The organism is Pseudomonas sp. UBT (assembly GCF_050915955.1).
Taxonomy (GTDB): domain Bacteria; phylum Pseudomonadota; class Gammaproteobacteria; order Pseudomonadales; family Pseudomonadaceae; genus Aquipseudomonas; species Aquipseudomonas antarctica_A.
In genome coordinates, this window is record NZ_CP168079.1 from 3,999,539 (window position 1) to 4,017,275 (window position 17,737).

Genomic DNA, 17,737 nt, shown 5'->3' on the forward strand with positions numbered 1-17,737 from the left:
ATTAGCGTTGTACCGAATTATTCGATACCCACCTGGTTACGCCCATTATGCTTGGCCGTATACAAACCCTTGTCCGCCGCCATGATCAGCAGCCGGCAATCGCTGCTCTGCTGCGGGGTCATGGTCGACAGGCCGATGCTGATGGTCAGGCTCGAGCCTTCAGCCGGTGCAATATGCGGGATTTTCAGCGCGGCTACTGCCATGCGCAGCTTTTCCGCCACCAGGCGCGCACCACCCGGCGAGGTGTTCGGCAACACCAGGGCGAACTCTTCACCCCCGTAACGCGCCGGCAGGTCCGAAGGACGGCTACTGGCTTCGCGGATGGCGGCGGCGACTTTGCGCAGGGCTTCGTCACCTTCAACATGGCCAAAGCTGTCGTTGAAGGTCTTGAAGAAGTCGACGTCGATCATCAGCAGTGACAGCTGAGTCTGGTCACGCATGGCGCGGCGCCATTCCAATTCCAGGTATTCGTCGAAGTGGCGGCGGTTGGACAGCCCGGTCAGACCGTCGGAGTTCATCAACCGTTGCAGCACCAGATTGGTATCCAGCAACTGCTGCTGGCTGACCCGCAGCGCACGGTAGGCCGCATCCCGCTGCAACAACGTCATGTAGGAGCGCGAGTGATAGCGAATGCGCGCCACCAGCTCGATATTGTCCGGCAGCTTGACCAGGTAATCATTGGCCCCGGCCGAGAACGCCGCGCTTTTGATCAACGGCTCTTCCTTGGTCGAGAGCACGATGATCGGGATGTTCGCCGTGGCCGGGTGGTTGCGGTATTCGCGCACCAGCGTCAGGCCGTCGAGGCCCGGCATGACCAGGTCTTGCAGAATGACGGTTGGCTTAATGCGGATGGCCTGGGCAATCGCCTGATGCGGATCGGCGCAAAAGTGGAAATCGATGTTTTCTTCATGGGCGAGCCCACGCCGCACCGCTTCGCCGATCATGGCCTGGTCGTCGACCAGCAACACCATGGCAGCATTTTCGTCGGTCTTGATGTCGTCGATCTGTAAATCACTCATGTGCAGTCACCTGAATTACTACCTGCAAGCCAGCAGCGGGAGATACTGATCATTTTGCAAATACCTCCAGCAATCGGGGTGCAATTCTATCCAGTGGGCGAATTTCAACAGCAGCATCAATCGCCGCCGCCGCTTTGGGCATGCCATACACCGCCGAGCTTTGTTGATCCTGGGCGATGGTCAAATATCCTTGTTCACGCAACAACTTGAGCCCCTGGGCGCCGTCGCGGCCCATGCCGGTGAGTAATACGCCGACGGCATCGCCGTTCCAGTGGCTGGCGACGCTCTCGAAAAACACGTCGATGGACGGCCGGTAGATCTCGTTCACCGGCTCTGCGGTATAGGCTAGCGTGCCATTTTTCAACAGGCGAATGTGGTGATTGGTGCCGGCCAGCAACACCGTTCCGGCTTGTGGCGGCTCGCCTTCACGGGCCAGGCGCACCGGCAGGCCGGAGGCGCTGCTCAGCCACTCCGCCATGCCGGCGGCAAACACCTGGTCCACATGCTGCACCAGCACGATGGCCGCCGGAAAGTCTCGGGGCAAACCCTTGAGCAGGATTTCCAGGGCAGCCGGCCCGCCTGCCGACGACCCGATCGCCACCAGGCTGCGGCGTTTGCCGGTGGAGCGCTGGGGCGCGGTTTCGGCGCGTACGCGGCTGCCACTCTGGCCGACCAGCCAGCCAATGTTGAGGATCTTGCGCAGCAACGGTGCCGCTGCATCCTTGGGGTTGCCCACGCCCAGCGCCGGTGTATCCACCACGTCCAGCGCGCCATGGCCCATGGCTTCAAACACTCGGCTGACATTGGCCTGACGGTCCACGGTGACGATCAAGATCGGGCACGGGGTTTCGGCCATGATCTGCCGCGTGGCTTCTACGCCGTCCATCACCGGCATGATCAAGTCCATCAGGATCAGGTCCAGCGTCAGTTCGGCGCAACGCTGTACGGCTTCAAGGCCATTGTTGGCCACCCACACCACTTGGTGCGCGGGTTCAAGACTCAAGGCGCGCCGCAAGGCTTCCAACGCCAGGGGCATGTCATTGACGATCGCGATCCTCATGCCCGGGCGCCTCCAATCAGTTCCATCACGGCGTCCAGCAAGGCGTCGTCATGGAAACTGGCTTTAGCTAGATAATAGTCGGCGCCGGCGTCCAGTCCACGACGCCGGTCTTCTTCGCGATCCTTGTACGAGACCACCATCACCGGCAACGATTGCAGGCGACTATCACGGCGCAAGAGTGTGACCAATTCGATCCCGTCCATACGAGGCATATCAATGTCAGTGATCAGCAAGTCGAAGTCTTCGGAACGCAGCGCGTTCCAGCCGTCCATGCCATCGACCGCTACGGCCACTTCATAACCACGATTAAGTAATAATTTGCGTTGCAGCTCTCGCACAGTGAGCGAGTCGTCCACCACCAGCACCCGTTTACGCGGTGCTTCGGCAGCCTGTTGGCTGCGCCGGGCGATACGTTCCAGGCGGCCGGTGTTGAGCAATTTATCCACCGAACGCAGCATGTCTTCGACGTCGACGATCAACACCACCGAGCCGTCATCCAGCAAGGCCCCGGCGGAGATGTCCTGGACTTTGCCCAGGCGATCATCCAGCGGCAACACCACCAGGGTGCGCTCGCCGATAAAGCGTTCCACCGCAATGCCATACACCGCATCGCGCTCGCGGATCACCACTACCTTCAAGGTTTCTTCATTACTCTGCCCCGGCGGGCGCTGCAACAACTGGCTGGCGGCAACCAGGCCGACATGCCGGCCTTCGTGCCAGAAATGCTGACGGCCTTCCAGTTGCACGATGTCATCGGGCGCCAGGTCGCACATGCGTTCGATGTGGGCCAGTGGGAATGCGTAGGCTTCTTCACCGACCTCCACCACCAGGCTGCGCACCACCGACAGAGTCAACGGCACCTCCAGATGGAAGCGACTGCCCTGCCCCGCCGTCTGCTCCAGCACCACCGCGCCGCGCAGTTGGCGAACCATATGCTGCACCGCGTCCAGGCCGACGCCACGCCCGGATACTTCGGTGACCTTGTCGCGCAGGCTGAACCCTGGCAGGAACAGGAACGTCAGCAGTTCCTCTTCGCTCAAGCGCAGGGCAGTTTCCAAAGGTGACAGGTGCCGGTCGACGATGGTGCCGCGCAGGCGCTCAAGGTCGACGCCATTGCCGTCGTCACTCAGCTCCAGCACCAGCAGGCCCGCCTGGTGGGAGGCTCGCAGGCGAATCAAGCCTTCAGCAGGTTTACCGGCGAGCATGCGCTGCTCGGGCATTTCGATACCGTGGTCGACAGCATTGCGCAGCAAGTGGGTGAGCGGCGCTTCGAGCTTTTCCAGCACGTCGCGGTCGACCTGGGTCTTTTCGCCCTCGATCTCCAGGCGCACCTGCTTGCCCAGGCTGCGGCCAAGGTCGCGGACCATGCGCACCTGCCCGGCGAGTACATCGGCAAACGGCCGCATGCGGCAGGCCAACGCCGTGTCGTAAAGCACCTGGGCGCGCTGCCCGGCCTGCCAGCCGAACTCATCCAGCTCGGCAGTTTTTTCCGCCAGCAGGGCCTGGGCTTCGCTTAAAAGACGGCGGGTGTCGGCCAGGGCCTCCTGAGCTTCAAGGCTTAAATCCAGAGCCTTGAGTTGGCCATCCAGCGTGTCCAGGGCGCGCACACTATTGCTTTGAATGCGTTTGAGGCGCTGCATGCTGGCCAGGTAAGGCTTGAGTCGCTGGGTTTCCACCAGCGATTTGCTGGACAGGTCCAACAGGCTGTTCAAGCGCTCGGCGGTCACCCGCAGCACGCGCTCGCCGCCTTCGGTCATGGGTTTGTTCTGGCGCGGCGCAGAAGGCGTGGCCGACGCCGCAGGCTCGATCTCCGGTGGCAGCTCTTCGAGGACAGGCGCGGGTGCCGGCTTGGGCGTTGGCGCAGGTTCAACCCTGGCAATCGGCTGCGACGGATCGAGCAGGCGCTCCATCAGGGCCACATAGGCCTCGATATCTGCGGGGCCCACGTCGTTGCCGGGCGTGGCGATACGCATCAGCAGATCGGTACCTTGCAGTAACGCATCGATATGTTCGGGTTGCAGGTACAGGCGGTTTTCCTGGGCGCTGACCAGGCAATCCTCCATGACGTGAGCCACGCTGACCCCGGCGTCCACGCCGACAATCCGCGCGGCGCCCTTGAGCGAATGCGCGGCGCGCATGCAGGCTTCCAGCTGATCGGCCTGGGTCGGGTTGCGCTCCAGGGCCAGCAAACCGGCGTTCAATACCTGGGTCTGCGCATCGGCTTCCAGGCTGAACAGTTCCAGCAGCGAGGCATCGCGCATCTGGTCGGGGGTCATGTGAGGCTCCGGGTCACGGCGGACAGCAATTGCGCCTCATCCAGCCACCGCAGGCTGCGGCCTTTCCACTGCAGCACACCCTGGGTGAAACGCGCACTGGCCTGGGTGCCGGAGGCCGACGCCGCCTTCAAGGTACGTTCGTCGATGGCATGAATGCCGTCGACTTCATCCACCGGCACCACCACCGGGCCGTCCTGTGCGGCAATAATCAACATGCGCGGCATGATACGCCCGCCGGTTGCACCATTGCTGGTGGGGTCCAGCCCCAGCAACTCCACCAGTGATAAACACGCCACCAGCGCGCCGCGTACATTGGCCACACCGAGCAATGCGCGGGAACGCTGATGTGGCAGCGAATGTATCGCTTGCAGCGGCGCCACCTCCACCAGGCAACGGGTTGCAATACCCAGCCATTCTTCGCCGAGGCGGAACATCAACAGGGATCGAGTGACGACATCACTCGCGACTTCAACGGCCGCCTGCGGGCGTTGGTCGTCCTGCTGCAAGGCGTAACGGTCGAGCAAACGCGTGGCGGCGGCGGAGTACACCGAGCAGTTGCGGCAGTGGATATGCTCGGCCAGCAGCGGGCAGGACTTGTCGCCATGGATGCCGATACGGTTCCAGCAGTCGTCGATGGCCTGGGTGTCGGCCAGGGTCAGGTCCAGGCCTGCGGTATTGAGTGCGTCAGGGCTACTCATCGTTTGGACTCACTGTCAGCTCGCTCGCTACGGGCGGCACGCGCCTGCAACCGGCGCGCCCCCGCGCTGTCGCCCTGGGACTCGAGCAACGCGGCCAGGTGCATCAGGGCCTGCGGGTGCTGCGGTTCCAGGTACAAGGCTTTTCGATAATACCCCTGGGCTTCCAGGGCGCTGCCGGCCACATCGCTGAGCAGCCCCAGCCAGTAAAACACTTGGGCGGCCGGCGGATGGTTACTCAAATACTGTTCACAGGCGGCGCGCGCTTCAACGCTTTTACCTTCGTTGGCCAGGGTAGCGATCCGGCTGAGCAAGTCGCCGGTATCAGTGTGTGGCGCCTTGATCGGCACCACCTGAGCACTCACTGTGCTGAACGGTCGCGGCTTGGGTGGAATCGGCGCTGCGCTGCGCTGTGGCACCGGCGCTGACATCGGTACGAAGACCGGCTCAGGCTTGACCGGCTCGACATGCCGGCTGAACGCAAAGGATTGCGGTACGCCTATCGAGCGCATGCCATGGCGCCCCAGCAGGCTGCCTTCGGCCGGGCCGATAAACAGCACGCCGTCCACGTGGGTCAGGGCCTTGAGCACGTCGAACACTTGCTTCTGGGTCGGCTGGTCAAAGTAGATCAGCAGGTTGCGACAGAACACGAAATCGTAACTCGGCTCATTGGCCAGCAACGCAGGGTCGAGCAGGTTGCCGACTTGCAGGCGGACTTGTTCACGCACCCGGTCGGCGATGCGATAACCGTCGACCTCTTCGGTGAAATGGCGCTCACGAAACTCGATATCGCTGCCGCGAAAAGAATTCTTGCCATACACCCCACGTTTGGCGCGCTCCACCGACAGCGGGCTGACATCCATGCCCTGCACCTTGAATTGGTGCGGCGCAAGCCCGGCATCCAGTAACGCCATGGCAATCGAATACGGCTCTTCGCCGGTGGAACACGGCAAGCTGAGAATGCGCAGGGCACGCATGTGCTTGATCTCGGCCAGGCGTGCCTTGGCCAAGCGGGCCAGGGTGGCAAAGGATTCGGGGTAACGGAAAAACCAGGTCTCGGGGACGATCACCGCTTCGATCAGCGCCTGCTGCTCATCATGGGAGCTTTGCAGGTGCTGCCAGTAAGCCTCGGCGGTCTGCGCCTGCACGGCCTGGCTACGTTGACGCACCGCGCGCTCGATAATCGCCTCACCCACCGAGGCGACATCCAGGCCAATGCGCTCCTTCAAGAAGGCAAAGAACCGCGGGTCGTTGCTCATAGGCTCAGCTCGGCGGAAAACAGCAAGGTGCGCACAGGCTCGGTAAGCAGTTCGTTGACGCCAATCCACTGCATCAAGCCCAAGGCATCTTCACGCACCAGCCCCAGGTAAGGCGCCTCGCGGTTGTCCAGCCCATAAGGCTGGAACTCCTCAAGCCCGCAACGCAGGGTGTCGGTGGCTTGTTCGAGGATCAGCCCCAGCCAGCGCGCCTGGACCCACGGCTGCGGCTGGTAATTGACCAGCACCAGGCGCGTGCTGGTGCGGGCCTTTGCCGGCGTACCGAAGGTCAAGGCACACAGATCGATGACAGGCACCAACGCCCCACGATGAGCAAAGATCCCCGCCACCCACAGCGGCGCGTGGGCAATCGGTTTGAGCGGCAGGCGTGGCAGCACCTCGGCCACTTCCGTGGCCCTCAGCGCGTAGCGTTCACCGCCGATGTGGAACACCAGGAACAACGCTTTTTTCGCTGCCGGGACGGCACCGCGTTTAGCCGCGAGGTCGCTCATCAGACTTTGAAACGCGAGACGCCGCTGCGCAGACCGACCGCAACCTGGCTCAGTTCATCAATGGCAAAGCTGGCCTGGCGCAGGGACTCCACGGTCTGGCTGCTGGCATCGCCCAATTGCACCAGCGCGTGATTAATTTGCTCGGCACCGGTGGCCTGGGCCTGCATGCCTTCGTTGACCATCAACACCCGCGGCGCCAGGGCCTGCACCTGATGGATGATTTGCGACAGTTGCTCGCCCACTTGCTGCACTTCGAACATCCCGCGCCGGACTTCTTCGGAGAACTTGTCCATGCCCATCACGCCCGCCGACACTGCCGACTGGATCTCGCGCACCATCTGCTCGATGTCATACGTGGCCACGGCGGTCTGGTCGGCCAGGCGCCGCACTTCAGTGGCCACCACGGCAAAACCACGACCGTATTCACCGGCCTTCTCGGCCTCGATGGCGGCATTGAGCGACAGCAGGTTGGTCTGGTCGGCCACCTTGACGATGGTCACCACCACCTGGTTGATGTTGCCGGCCTTCTCATTGAGGATCGCCAGCTTGGCGTTGACCAGGTCGGCGGCGCCCATCACCGAATGCATGGTTTCTTCCATGCGCGCCAGGCCTTGCTGGCCGGAACCGGCGGCGACCGATGCCTGGTCGGCGGCTGTCGAGACTTCGGTCATGGTGCGGACCAAGTCCTTGGACGTGGCGGCGATCTCGCGTGAAGTCGCGCCGATCTCGGTGGTAGTTGCCGCTGTTTCGGTGGCGGTGGCCTGTTGCTGCTTGGAGGTCGCGGCGATCTCGGTGACCGAGGTGGTCACCTGTACCGACGAACGCTGGGCCTGGGACACCAGGGCCGTCAGCTCGGTCATCATGTCGTTGAAGCCGGTTTCCACGGCGCCGAATTCGTCCTTGCGATCCAGGTTCAGGCGTTTGCTCAGGTCGCCGTCGCGCATGGTGCCCAGGATCGCCACGATGCGTTGCATCGGCGCCATGATCGCGCGCATCAACAGCAGGCCACACAGGCCGGCGGCGAGGATGGCCAAGAGCAACGACACGAGCATGCTGACCTTGGCGGCTGCTACCGCGTCATCAATGGCAGTGGTCGCACGGTCGGCGACATCTTTGTTTTCGGTGATGATGTCGTTGAGTTTCAATCGCCCTGCCGTCCATGCAGGCGTCAGGTTGGTATTGAACTCTTTGCGCGCGGCGACCAGATCATTGCGCGCCAGGCTCTCGAGCACCGTGGCCAGGCTCTTGTTGTAGGCCTGGTGCAGGGATTCGAATTTATTGAACTCGGCTTGGTCATCGCGACCGTTGATGGTTTGCTGGTAGTTGGCCATCTGTGTCTGGATGCGCCCTTCAAAGGCTTTGAAGTCAGCCTTGTCGGCGTCGGTCAGGCCCTTGTCGTCACGCAGACCAAGCAACGCCAGGGTTTGCAGGTAACTGTCGACCCACGCGCTGCGGATCATCGAACTGAGATAAACCCCCGGCACTGCGTCATCACGGACCGCAGTCTCGCCAGCCTCAATCTTCAACAACCGTGAATAAGAGACCACAACCATTAACAACATGATGGCGATAATGACCGCAAAGCTAGCCAAGATCCGTTGGCGCAAGGTCCAGTTCTTCACAGTAATTCCTCGAAGGGCCATTCAAATGCGGGGAGTATAGCTGAGCGCAAGCCCTCATTAATCAATGGGTTTTGATGCACCGCATACAGAACGCAAAAACACCCCGAACCGCTGCTTCGGCCGGGGTGTTTGATAACGCTGGATGAGCGTCAAAGGGTGGCTTGGCGCACCTGTTTTTCCAGCTCGGCCTTTAGACCGGGCTCGAGTTTCAACTGGCGCGCCAACTCATCCAGATAGGCCTTTTCCATGAAGTTTTCTTCGTCAACCAGCATCACGCTGGCAATGTACATCTCGGCGGCCATTTCCGGGGTGCCGGCTGCGCGGGCCACGTCGGCGGGGTCGAGGGGTTTATTCAGCTCGGCATGCAGCCAGGTTTGCAGCTCGCGGTCGTTGTCCAGCTTGGTGAATTCGCCCTCGATCAACGCGCGTTCGCGCTCGTCCACATGCCCGTCAGCCTTGGCCGCCGCGACCAACGCTTTAAGAATGCCCTGGCTGTGTTGCTCGACCTGGGCCGGTGGCAGGCGGTCGATGGTTTGCGGTTCGCCTTGAGGCGCGCCGGCCTGCTGCGCCTGCCAATTGCCGTAAGCCTTATAGGCAATCACGCCCAATGCCGCCAGGCCACCGTAGGTGAGCGCCTTGCCGCCAAATTTACGGGCCTTCTTATTACCCAGCAGCAAACCCATGGCACCGGCCGCCAGGGCCCCGCCACCCGCACCGCCGAGCAAACTGCCCAGCCCGCCACTGCCGAGCAGCCCGCCGAGTGCACCTTTGTCGTCCGATTTACGCTGGCCACCAGCCTTGTTTTGCAACATGTCCTGGCCCGATTTGAGCAGTTGGTCGAGCAATCCACGGGTATTCATTCGCAGCCTCCAGACACTTGGGTTCGTAGGACCAATAGGCCCCCAGCGTAAAACTAAGTGCCAAAAAGCCGCGATCTAGAGTGCTTCCAGATGTAACGCCGCCAGCCTGGCTGGCAGACCCTCAACTCCGCACGCACACGTAGAAACAACTTGTTTCACACGCAACGCCATTACCTCGCCATCAAGCAATTTTCCTTATCCATCGAACCGCTTAAGCTATCCGGCGTCTGTTTATAGTCCGTTGCGTTTGGCCGAAGGCATGTCCGAACCGTTATTTCTGATCCAGCACGTGCCAGGAACGGCGCGGGATTTGCTCACGACAGGTTGTCTCTATGCACCGCAGGAATTTGCTCAAAGCATCCATGGCCATTGCGGCTTATACCGGTTTGTCGGCCTCTGGCCTGCTGGCCGCGCAGGCCTGGGCCGGGAACCGTGCCGCCGATGGCAAGGCCGTGGCGTTTGATTTTGAAACGCTTAAAGCCCAGGCCAAGCAGCTCGCCGGCACCGCGTATAAAGACACCAAACAGGTGCTGCCGCCGACGCTGGCGACCATGACCCCGCAGAATTTCAATGCCATCGGCTATGACGGCAACCACTCGCTGTGGAAGGAACTGAACGGCCAGCTCGACGTGCAATTCTTCCACGTCGGCATGGGTTTCAAGACGCCGGTGCGCATGCACAGCGTCGACCCCAAGACCCGCGAAGCGCGCGAGGTGCATTTCCGCCCGTCGCTGTTCAACTATGCAAAGACCACGGTCGACACCCAGCAGCTGACTGGCGACCTGGGTTTCTCCGGTTTCAAGCTGTTCAAGGCGCCGGAACTGGATCGCCATGACGTGTTGTCTTTCCTCGGCGCCAGCTACTTCCGCGCGGTGGATTCCACCGGCCAGTACGGCCTTTCGGCACGCGGCCTGGCAATTGATACCTACGCGAAAAAACGCGAAGAATTCCCCGACTTCACGCAATTCTGGTTCGAAACCCCGGCCAAGGACGCCACGCGTTTTGTGGTCTACGCCCTGCTCGACTCGCCGAGCGCCACCGGCGCCTACCGCTTCGACATCGACTGCCAGGCCAACCAGGTGGTGATGGCCATCGACGCAAATATCAATGCGCGCACCACCATTGAACAGTTGGGCATCGCGCCGATGACCAGCATGTTCAGCTGCGGCACCGTTGAGCGCCGTATGTGCGACACCCTCCACCCGCAAATCCACGACTCGGATCGGCTGGCGATGTGGCGCGGCAACGGCGAGTGGATCTGCCGCCCGCTGAACAACCCGGCCAAGCTGCAATTCAACGCGTTCGCCGACACCGACCCGAAAGGCTTCGGCCTGGTGCAGACCGACCATGAGTTCGCCAGCTACCAGGACACCGTGGACTGGTACAGCAAGCGCCCAAGCCTGTGGGTAGAACCGACCACCGCCTGGGGCGAAGGCTCGATCGACCTGCTGGAAATCCCCACCACCGGCGAAACCCTGGATAACATCGTGGCCTTCTGGACCCCGAAAAAACCCGTGGCCGCCGGCGACTCGCTCAACTATGGCTACAAGCTGTACTGGAGCGCACTGCCGCCGGTAAGCACCCCGCTGGCGCAAGTTGACGCCACCCGCTCAGGCATGGGCGGCTTTACCGAGGGCTGGGCACCGGGCGAGCACTACCCCGAAGTATGGGCACGCCGGTTTGCTGTGGACTTCAAAGGTGGCGGCCTGGACCGACTGCCCGCCGGCACCGGGATTGAGCCGGTGGTGACCTGTTCCCACGGTGAAGTGAAAGATTTCAGCGTGCTGGTGCTCGACAACATCAAGGGCTATCGCATTCTGTTCGACTGGTACCCGACCAGCGACAGCGTGGAGCCAGTGGAATTACGCCTGTTTATCCGCACGCAGGACCGCACGTTGAGTGAAACCTGGCTGTATCAGTACTTCCCGCCTGCGCCAGACAAGCGCAAGTACACCTGATACAACGCGTTCCCACGCACGCGTGGGAACGCTTCCCTCCTGCGGTTCAGAACCGCGACACGCTCTTCATTGCCCCGATCAAATACCGCATCGCCATTTGATCGCTTTCGGTCAACGCCCGATATTGCGCCAGCAGCTCCCTTTCATCCGAACTCAACCTTCGACCCCGCAAGGCTATCCGGCGACTCAGAAAAGACGCCACCGCACTCGCTACGCCATAGGATTTGGTCATGGACCGTTACTCCTGATTTCAGTCAAATACTTCGGGTGCCCATCGCCCAACTCCCTTGAGGCGCGATACCTTCGGGGACAAGCCGGCTGACTCCCTGGGCCAGAAATCAGACTTACCCTAAGCGTAGAAACAATCTCGTCACGTGTGGGATTTTTTTAGAGCATTCACTTAAAAAATTCTTCGGTAACAAAGACCTACAACCCTTTCTCACACAGAGGTCGGTTCAGGTGGATGTCGTGGGGCTCTTGCGCATACAGGTCGGGGTCCGCTCCATGCGGGCGACGGTTGCCTACAACGGGATATCGCTCTGGGCTAACGTAAGATCCCGCCGCATGATTGCCGCTGATTTCCAGCGACCAAGGATCGGGCTTGCGGGACCTGCGAGCACAAAAAAACCCACCGGTTCAGGGTGGGTTTGTATGAAACAGGCGCAGGATCAGTCCCTCAAATCAGACTCATGAATCGGCTGATCGCGATGGGTCGCCCGTTGGTATTGCGCTGGCCAAATCGCCTTGCGCCCGCCCAGGTCGTCGTCGGCATGCAGCGGCCAATACGGATCACGCAACAACTCACGGGCCAGGAAGATAATGTCGGCCTGGCAGGTGCGCAGGATATGCTCGGCCTGGGCTGGTTCGGTGATCATGCCGACCGTGCCGGTCGCGATACCCGACTCTTTACGCACACGCTCGGCAAAGCGCGTCTGGTAACCGGGGCCTACCGGGATTTCGGCATTGGCGGCAGTGCCACCGGAGGATACGTCGATCAGGTCCACGCCGAGGTCTTTGAGGCGGCGCGCCAGTTCCACGGTTTCATCAGGGTTCCAGCCGTCTTCAACCCAATCAGTGGCCGATACGCGTACAAACAGCGGCAGCTCTTGAGGCCAGACCTCGCGCACAGCCTTGGTGACTTCCAGCACCAGGCGGATGCGATTTTCAAACGAACCACCGTATTGGTCCTGACGCTGGTTGCTGATCGGCGACAGGAATTGGTGCAGTAGATAACCGTGCGCGGCATGGATTTCCACCACTTCAAAACCGGCGGTCAACGCACGCTTGGCGGCGGCCACAAAGTCGCCAATCACGTTCTGGATCTGCCCTTCGTCCAACGCTTTGGGCTGGGTGTGATTGGGGTCAAAGGCAATCGGCGACGGGCCTACCGGCACCCAACCGCCGTCTTCCGGCTTGACGCTGCCATGCTTGCCGATCCATGGCCGATGAGTGCTGGCCTTGCGCCCCGCATGGGCCAATTGAATGCCCGCGACCGCGCCTTGGGCGGCAATAAAGCGCGTGATGCGTTGCAACGGCTCGATCTGTGCGTCGTTCCACAAGCCCAGGTCCTGGGCGGTGATGCGGCCATCGGCGGTCACGGCGGTGGCTTCGGTGAAAATCAGCCCGGCGCCGCCGACGGCGCGACTGCCCAGGTGCACCAGGTGCCAGTCATTGGCCAGGCCATCGTCGGATGAATACTGGCACATCGGCGAGACGGCAATCCGGTTGAGCAGGGTCAATTGGCGGAGGGTGTAGGGTTCGAGCAGCTGACTCATGACGCACCTCTTCTGGGTTCTGTGGGCACTCTTCAAACAGTGCTTAGAGCCTAGTCGACAACGGTAGCTTGCACAGGGTTCAGAAGGAAAACGGGAGCCGATTGCCGGCTCCCGTGTTGCAGTGGCTTACATCTCGACCTGGGTGCCCAGCTCGATCACCCGGTTTACCGGGAGCTTGAAGAAGCGCAGGTTGCCGTTGGCGTTCTTCAACATGAACGCGAACAAACTTTCACGCCATCGGGCCATGCCCTTGATGCGCGAGGCAATCACCGTTTCGCGGCTGAGGAAGTACGTGGTGCGCATCGGGCTGAAATCCAGATCGTCCAGATGGCACAGCTTCAGCGCTTCGGGCACGTCCGGCTCGTCGGTAAAACCGAAGTGCAGGATTACGCGGAAGAACCCTTCCCCGTAGGCATCCACCTCGAACCGCCGTGAGGTAGGTACGCGCGGAATATCTTCGTAGACCACTGTCAGCATCACCACCTGTTCATGCAACACCTGGTTATGCAGCAGGTTGTGCAACAGCGCGTGAGGCACGGCGTCGGTCCGCGCGGTGAGGAACACCGCCGTGCCCTGCACGCGATGGGGCGGCTGCACGCGGATACTGCTGATAAAGATCGGCAACGGCAGGCCGCCTTCGTCGAGGCGGTCCATCAGCAGTTCCTTGCCGCGCTTCCAGGTGGTCATCAGGATAAACAGCACAATCCCCGCCAGCACCGGGAAGGCACCACCCTGGACGATCTTCGGCACGTTGGCGGCGAAGAACAGGCCGTCCACCAACAGGAAGCCGATCAACACCGGAATCGCCAGCACCGGTGGCCACTTCCAGAGCAGCAGCATCACCGCCGACACCAGGATGCTGGTAATCAACATGGTGCCGGTCACTGCCACGCCGTAGGCGGAGGCCAGGGCATTGGAGGATTCGAAGCCGAGTACCAGCAGGATCACGCCGACCATCAGCGACCAGTTCACCGCACCGATGTAGATCTGGCCTTGCTCGGCGCTGGAGGTGTGCTGGATATGCATGCGCGGGATGTAACCCAACTGGATCGCCTGACGCGTCAGGGAGAACGCGCCGGAAATCACCGCCTGGGATGCAATCACGGTGGCCAGGGTCGACAGCGCGACCAACGGCACCAGCGCCCATTCCGGCGCGAGCAAGTAGAACGGGTTGCGCGCCGCTTCGGGGTTTTCCAGCAGCAACGCGCCCTGGCCGAAGTAGTTGAGCACCAGCGCCGGCAGCACCAGGGCGAACCAGGCACGAGCGATCGGCTTGCGGCCGAAGTGGCCCATGTCGGCATACAGCGCTTCGGCACCGGTCAAGGCCAGCACGACGGCGCCAAGAATCGCCACGCCCATGCCCGGATGGGACACAAAGAAACGCACGCCCCACACGGGGTTCAGCGCGTTGAGCACCTCGGGATGTTGCAGGATGCCGTGCACGCCGAGGCCGCCCAACACCAGGAACCACACCACCATCACCGGCCCGAACAGCTTGCCGATACGGTCAGTGCCGTGTTTCTGGATCAGGAACAGCCCCACCAGTACCACCAGCGACAGCGGCACCACCCAACGTTCAATCCCATCAAAGGCCAGTTCCAGGCCCTCGACCGCCGACAATACCGAGATCGCCGGGGTAATCATGCTGTCGCCATAAAACAGCGCCGCACCGATCAGGCCGAGGATCACCAGCACCGAACGCAACTTGGGGTAAGGCGACGCCGCCCGCCGCGCCAGCGCCGTCAGGGCCATGATGCCGCCCTCGCCCTGGTTGTCCGCGCGCAGGATAAACAGCACGTACTTGATCGACACGACCCACACCAGCGACCAGAAAATCAGCGCCAGAATGCCGAAGACCCCGTCATGATTGACCTGAACCCCGTAACCACCTGTAAACACTTCTTTAAGGGTATAGAGCGGGCTGGTACCGATATCGCCGTAAACCACCCCGACTGCCGCCACCAACATGCCAATCGGCTTTGCATTGGAATGCTCGGCACCTGCTGCCTGACTATTTGCCTGACCCATCAACCACTCCTGCCCTTTGACCTGAGGTCTTATATAAACAACGCGCCTAAGCTGACCGTAGCATGCGCTGTTTTACTTCTCGTAACAGACGTTTTATTGACCCCGAGGTTTTACCCGCGTGCAACGGCGCGAAGCATAGCGCAGCACTCGTCGCATTTCCCTGCTCAAGTGGTTCTGGTGTCGTTTTCTGCAGCCGTTAATAAAGGTCACGGCACTTTGGAGCCTTTTTGCCTGCATTGATCACATTACGGCGGACCGTTTATTTTTGGCCTGGCTCATGAGTGCTGCCTAAGCGGCGTAAGCCGGGACTCCCCAGCTGGCTTAGCTGATCAATAAATCGTGCCCCTGCATGGCGCGCGCAGCCGATATATAAACTCAATCATCGGCATGTCTCTTTTAAGGTACATTTCTCATGTACGAAGTGAAACACGTACGTCAGTCAATGGCGTGGATATCTACCAGGCTTGGCTGGACACCGTGCAAGACACGCGTTCAAAAGCAAGAATCACAACCAGAGTGGACCGAGCATCACTTGGTCACTTTGGCCTTACCGAGCTGGTGGGAGATGGAGTTTTTGAGATGAAGCTCGACTTCGGACCTGGCTTTCGCGTGTATTACGCAATCCAGGACCGGAAAATAGTTTTCCTGCTGGGCGGTGGCTCAAAGGCCAGACAGCAGAACGACATTGATCAGGCCAAGGCTCTCTGGAAATCTTACAAGGTGCAGCAAAAATGACCATTCGTACTCGTTCTCATGAAGATAGCGTTCTTGAAATGCTCCGAGACGACGAAGCGTTCGCCCTCGAATATCTTTCTGTCGCGCTTGAGGAAATCGATGAAACGGGTGGTGAGGACGCCTTCCTTGTCGCTATCCGTCGCGTAGCGGAAGCTCGTGGCGGAATGCTCAGTTTATCGCAGAACACGGGGCTTAATAGAGCAAATCTGTACAGATCCATCGCCGTCGGCGGTGACCCAAAGCTCTCCACCCTCCTGAAAGTGCTTCAAGCGTTAGGTGTAGGCATGTCTAAAGTTGTATCGCACCGCACAGAGCAGGACGCCCGGGCTTAAGTGCAGGGTAAGGGCTACGCGAATTAGCCAATACAGCACTCGTCGCATTTCCCTGCATAAAGCTGGTCAAGTGCGTTGCCCGTCGCTAGAATTGCGCACTTTTTGATCAGAGGCGCGCTAAGCGCCCGTCCGCTGCCCTGCCCTTCTGGGCGGCGGCGTCATTCAATACCGAGGTTAGACATGTCCACCACCATCGCAAAAGCCAACCCAAAGGTCGGCTTTGTATCCCTGGGTTGCCCGAAGGCTCTCGTTGACTCCGAGCGCATCCTCACGCAACTGCGTATGGAAGGCTATGACGTCGTGTCCACTTATCAGGACGCCGACGTGGTGGTGGTCAACACCTGCGGTTTCATCGACTCGGCGAAGGCTGAGTCGCTGGAAGTGATCGGCGAAGCGATCAAGGAAAACGGCAAGGTCATCGTGACCGGCTGCATGGGCGTGGAAGAAGGCAATATCCGCAAGGTGCACCCAAGCGTGCTGGCCGTGACCGGCCCGCAGCAGTACGAGCAAGTGGTCAACGCCGTGCACCAGGTGGTGCCGCCTCGCCAGGACCACAACCCGCTGATCGACCTGGTGCCGCCGCAAGGCATCAAGCTGACGCCGCGCCACTATGCGTACCTGAAGATTTCCGAAGGCTGCAACCACAGCTGCAGCTTCTGCATCATCCCGTCGATGCGCGGCAAGCTGGTCAGCCGCCCGGTCGGTGACGTGCTCGACGAGGCCCAGCGCCTGGTCAAATCCGGCGTGAAAGAGCTGTTGGTGATCTCCCAGGACACCAGCGCCTACGGCGTCGACGTGAAATACCGCACCGGTTTCTGGAATGGCGCGCCGGTGAAAACCCGCATGACCGAACTCTGCGAAGCCTTGAGCAGCCTGGGCGTGTGGGTACGCCTGCACTACGTTTACCCGTACCCGCATGTGGACGAGCTGATCCCGCTGATGGCCGCCGGCAAGATCCTGCCGTACCTGGACATCCCGTTCCAGCACGCCAGCCCGAAAATCCTCAAAGCCATGAAACGCCCGGCCTTCGAAGACAAGACCCTGGCGCGTATCAAGAACTGGCGCGAGATCTGCCCTGAGCTGATCATCCGCTCCACGTTCATCGTCGGCTTCCCTGGCGAGACCGAAGAAGACTTCCAGTACCTGCTGGACTGGCTGACCGAGGCCCAACTCGACCGCGTCGGTTGCTTCCAGTACTCGCCGGTGGAAGGCGCTCCGGCCAACCTGCTGGACGCTGCCATCGTTCCAGACGACGTCAAGCAAGACCGTTGGGAGCGTTTCATGGCCCATCAACAGGCCATCAGCTCGGCACGCCTGCAACTGCGTATCGGCAAGGAAATCGAAGTGCTGATCGATGAAGTCGACGAGCAAGGCGCCGTTGGCCGTTGCTTCTTCGATGCGCCGGAAATCGACGGTAACGTGTTTATCGACGATGCCAGCGGCCTGAAGCCGGGCGACAAGGTCTGGTGCACGGTGACGGACGCCGATGAATACGACCTGTGGGCTGAAAAGCGCGATTAAGGCTGTAAAAAATTGAAAAAGCCCCGCTTCTGAACAAGATGCGGGGCTTTTTTAGGTCTATCGTTTGCCCATCGACGCCGATCATCGG

Annotated in this window: 14 protein-coding genes and 1 pseudogene; 4 read left to right on the forward strand and 11 right to left on the reverse strand. The window is 60.9% G+C overall.

All coding sequences use genetic code 11. The features are described from left to right. Positions 1–17: 17 nt before the first annotated feature. From ACDZ94_RS18465 to ACDZ94_RS18500, 8 genes are all read right to left on the reverse strand, one after another. Positions 18–1,019, reverse strand: coding sequence for a diguanylate cyclase (locus tag ACDZ94_RS18465; protein ID WP_064451032.1), 1,002 nt, complete (start codon positions 1,017–1,019; stop codon positions 18–20). Positions 1,020–1,068: 49 nt separating this feature from the next. Further along, a complete protein-coding gene (locus tag ACDZ94_RS18470) occupies positions 1,069–2,079 on the reverse strand; it encodes a chemotaxis response regulator protein-glutamate methylesterase (RefSeq protein WP_432750569.1) in 1,011 nt (336 codons plus the stop codon). Beyond that, positions 2,076–4,355 carry a hybrid sensor histidine kinase/response regulator gene (locus ACDZ94_RS18475; RefSeq protein WP_407017684.1) on the reverse strand — a complete coding sequence of 760 codons (2,280 nt, stop codon included), beginning with the start codon at positions 4,353–4,355 and terminating at the stop codon, positions 2,076–2,078. Before ACDZ94_RS18475 ends, ACDZ94_RS18470 begins: the two co-directional genes overlap by 4 nt. Continuing rightward, positions 4,352–5,053 (reverse strand): chemotaxis protein CheW, encoded by a 702-nt coding sequence (locus ACDZ94_RS18480; protein WP_432750570.1) that lies wholly within the window; start codon positions 5,051–5,053, stop codon positions 4,352–4,354. Before ACDZ94_RS18480 ends, ACDZ94_RS18475 begins: the two co-directional genes overlap by 4 nt. Beyond that, the gene (locus ACDZ94_RS18485) at positions 5,050–6,309 is read right to left on the reverse strand and encodes a CheR family methyltransferase (protein ID WP_432750571.1); all 1,260 of its coding nucleotides are present in this window, start codon (positions 6,307–6,309) and stop codon (positions 5,050–5,052) included. The genes ACDZ94_RS18480 and ACDZ94_RS18485 overlap by 4 nt, the downstream gene beginning before the upstream one ends. Further along, the gene (locus ACDZ94_RS18490) at positions 6,306–6,818 is read right to left on the reverse strand and encodes a chemotaxis protein CheW (RefSeq protein WP_064451027.1); all 513 of its coding nucleotides are present in this window, start codon (positions 6,816–6,818) and stop codon (positions 6,306–6,308) included. Before ACDZ94_RS18490 ends, ACDZ94_RS18485 begins: the two co-directional genes overlap by 4 nt. Then, positions 6,818–8,440, reverse strand: coding sequence for a methyl-accepting chemotaxis protein (locus tag ACDZ94_RS18495; RefSeq protein WP_064451026.1), 1,623 nt, complete (start codon positions 8,438–8,440; stop codon positions 6,818–6,820). The genes ACDZ94_RS18490 and ACDZ94_RS18495 overlap by 1 nt, the downstream gene beginning before the upstream one ends. Positions 8,441–8,589: 149 nt before the next feature. After that, positions 8,590–9,300, reverse strand: a complete 711-nt coding sequence (locus ACDZ94_RS18500) for a tellurite resistance TerB family protein (RefSeq protein WP_432750572.1) — start codon at positions 9,298–9,300, stop codon at positions 8,590–8,592. 332 nt (positions 9,301–9,632) lie between these two features. Between ACDZ94_RS18500 and ACDZ94_RS18505 the strand changes: the two genes are divergently transcribed. Further along, positions 9,633–11,258 carry a glucan biosynthesis protein D gene (locus ACDZ94_RS18505; RefSeq protein ID WP_432750573.1) on the forward strand — a complete coding sequence of 542 codons (1,626 nt, stop codon included), beginning with the start codon at positions 9,633–9,635 and terminating at the stop codon, positions 11,256–11,258. Positions 11,259–11,304: 46 nt separating this feature from the next. On the opposite strand, the gene ACDZ94_RS18510 is transcribed toward ACDZ94_RS18505, so the two are convergent. From ACDZ94_RS18510 to ACDZ94_RS18520, 3 genes are all read right to left on the reverse strand, one after another. Further along, positions 11,305–11,490, reverse strand: coding sequence for a hypothetical protein (locus tag ACDZ94_RS18510; protein ID WP_064451023.1), 186 nt, complete (start codon positions 11,488–11,490; stop codon positions 11,305–11,307). Positions 11,491–11,926: 436 nt separating this feature from the next. Then, the gene (locus ACDZ94_RS18515; RefSeq protein WP_432750574.1) at positions 11,927–13,033 is read right to left on the reverse strand and encodes an NADH:flavin oxidoreductase/NADH oxidase; all 1,107 of its coding nucleotides are present in this window, start codon (positions 13,031–13,033) and stop codon (positions 11,927–11,929) included. A gap of 126 nt (positions 13,034–13,159) precedes the next feature. Next, positions 13,160–15,061: a potassium transporter Kup gene (locus ACDZ94_RS18520; RefSeq protein ID WP_064451021.1), complete on the reverse strand. Its 1,902-nt coding sequence runs from the start codon at positions 15,059–15,061 to the stop codon at positions 13,160–13,162. A gap of 412 nt (positions 15,062–15,473) precedes the next feature. Here ACDZ94_RS18520 and ACDZ94_RS18525 point away from each other — a divergent pair. The 3 genes and pseudogenes from ACDZ94_RS18525 to rimO all read left to right on the forward strand — a co-directional run bounded on the left by ACDZ94_RS18525 (position 15,474) and on the right by rimO (position 17,649). After that, a pseudogene (locus ACDZ94_RS18525) lies at positions 15,474–15,796 on the forward strand (type II toxin-antitoxin system RelE/ParE family toxin). Next, positions 15,793–16,128, forward strand: coding sequence for an addiction module antidote protein (locus ACDZ94_RS18530; protein ID WP_221294068.1), 336 nt, complete (start codon positions 15,793–15,795; stop codon positions 16,126–16,128). The pseudogene ACDZ94_RS18525 and the gene ACDZ94_RS18530 overlap by 4 nt, the downstream one beginning before the upstream one ends. 180 nt (positions 16,129–16,308) lie before the next feature. Continuing rightward, positions 16,309–17,649 carry a 30S ribosomal protein S12 methylthiotransferase RimO gene (rimO, locus tag ACDZ94_RS18535; RefSeq protein WP_064451015.1) on the forward strand — a complete coding sequence of 447 codons (1,341 nt, stop codon included), beginning with the start codon at positions 16,309–16,311 and terminating at the stop codon, positions 17,647–17,649. Positions 17,650–17,737: the final 88 nt, after the last annotated feature.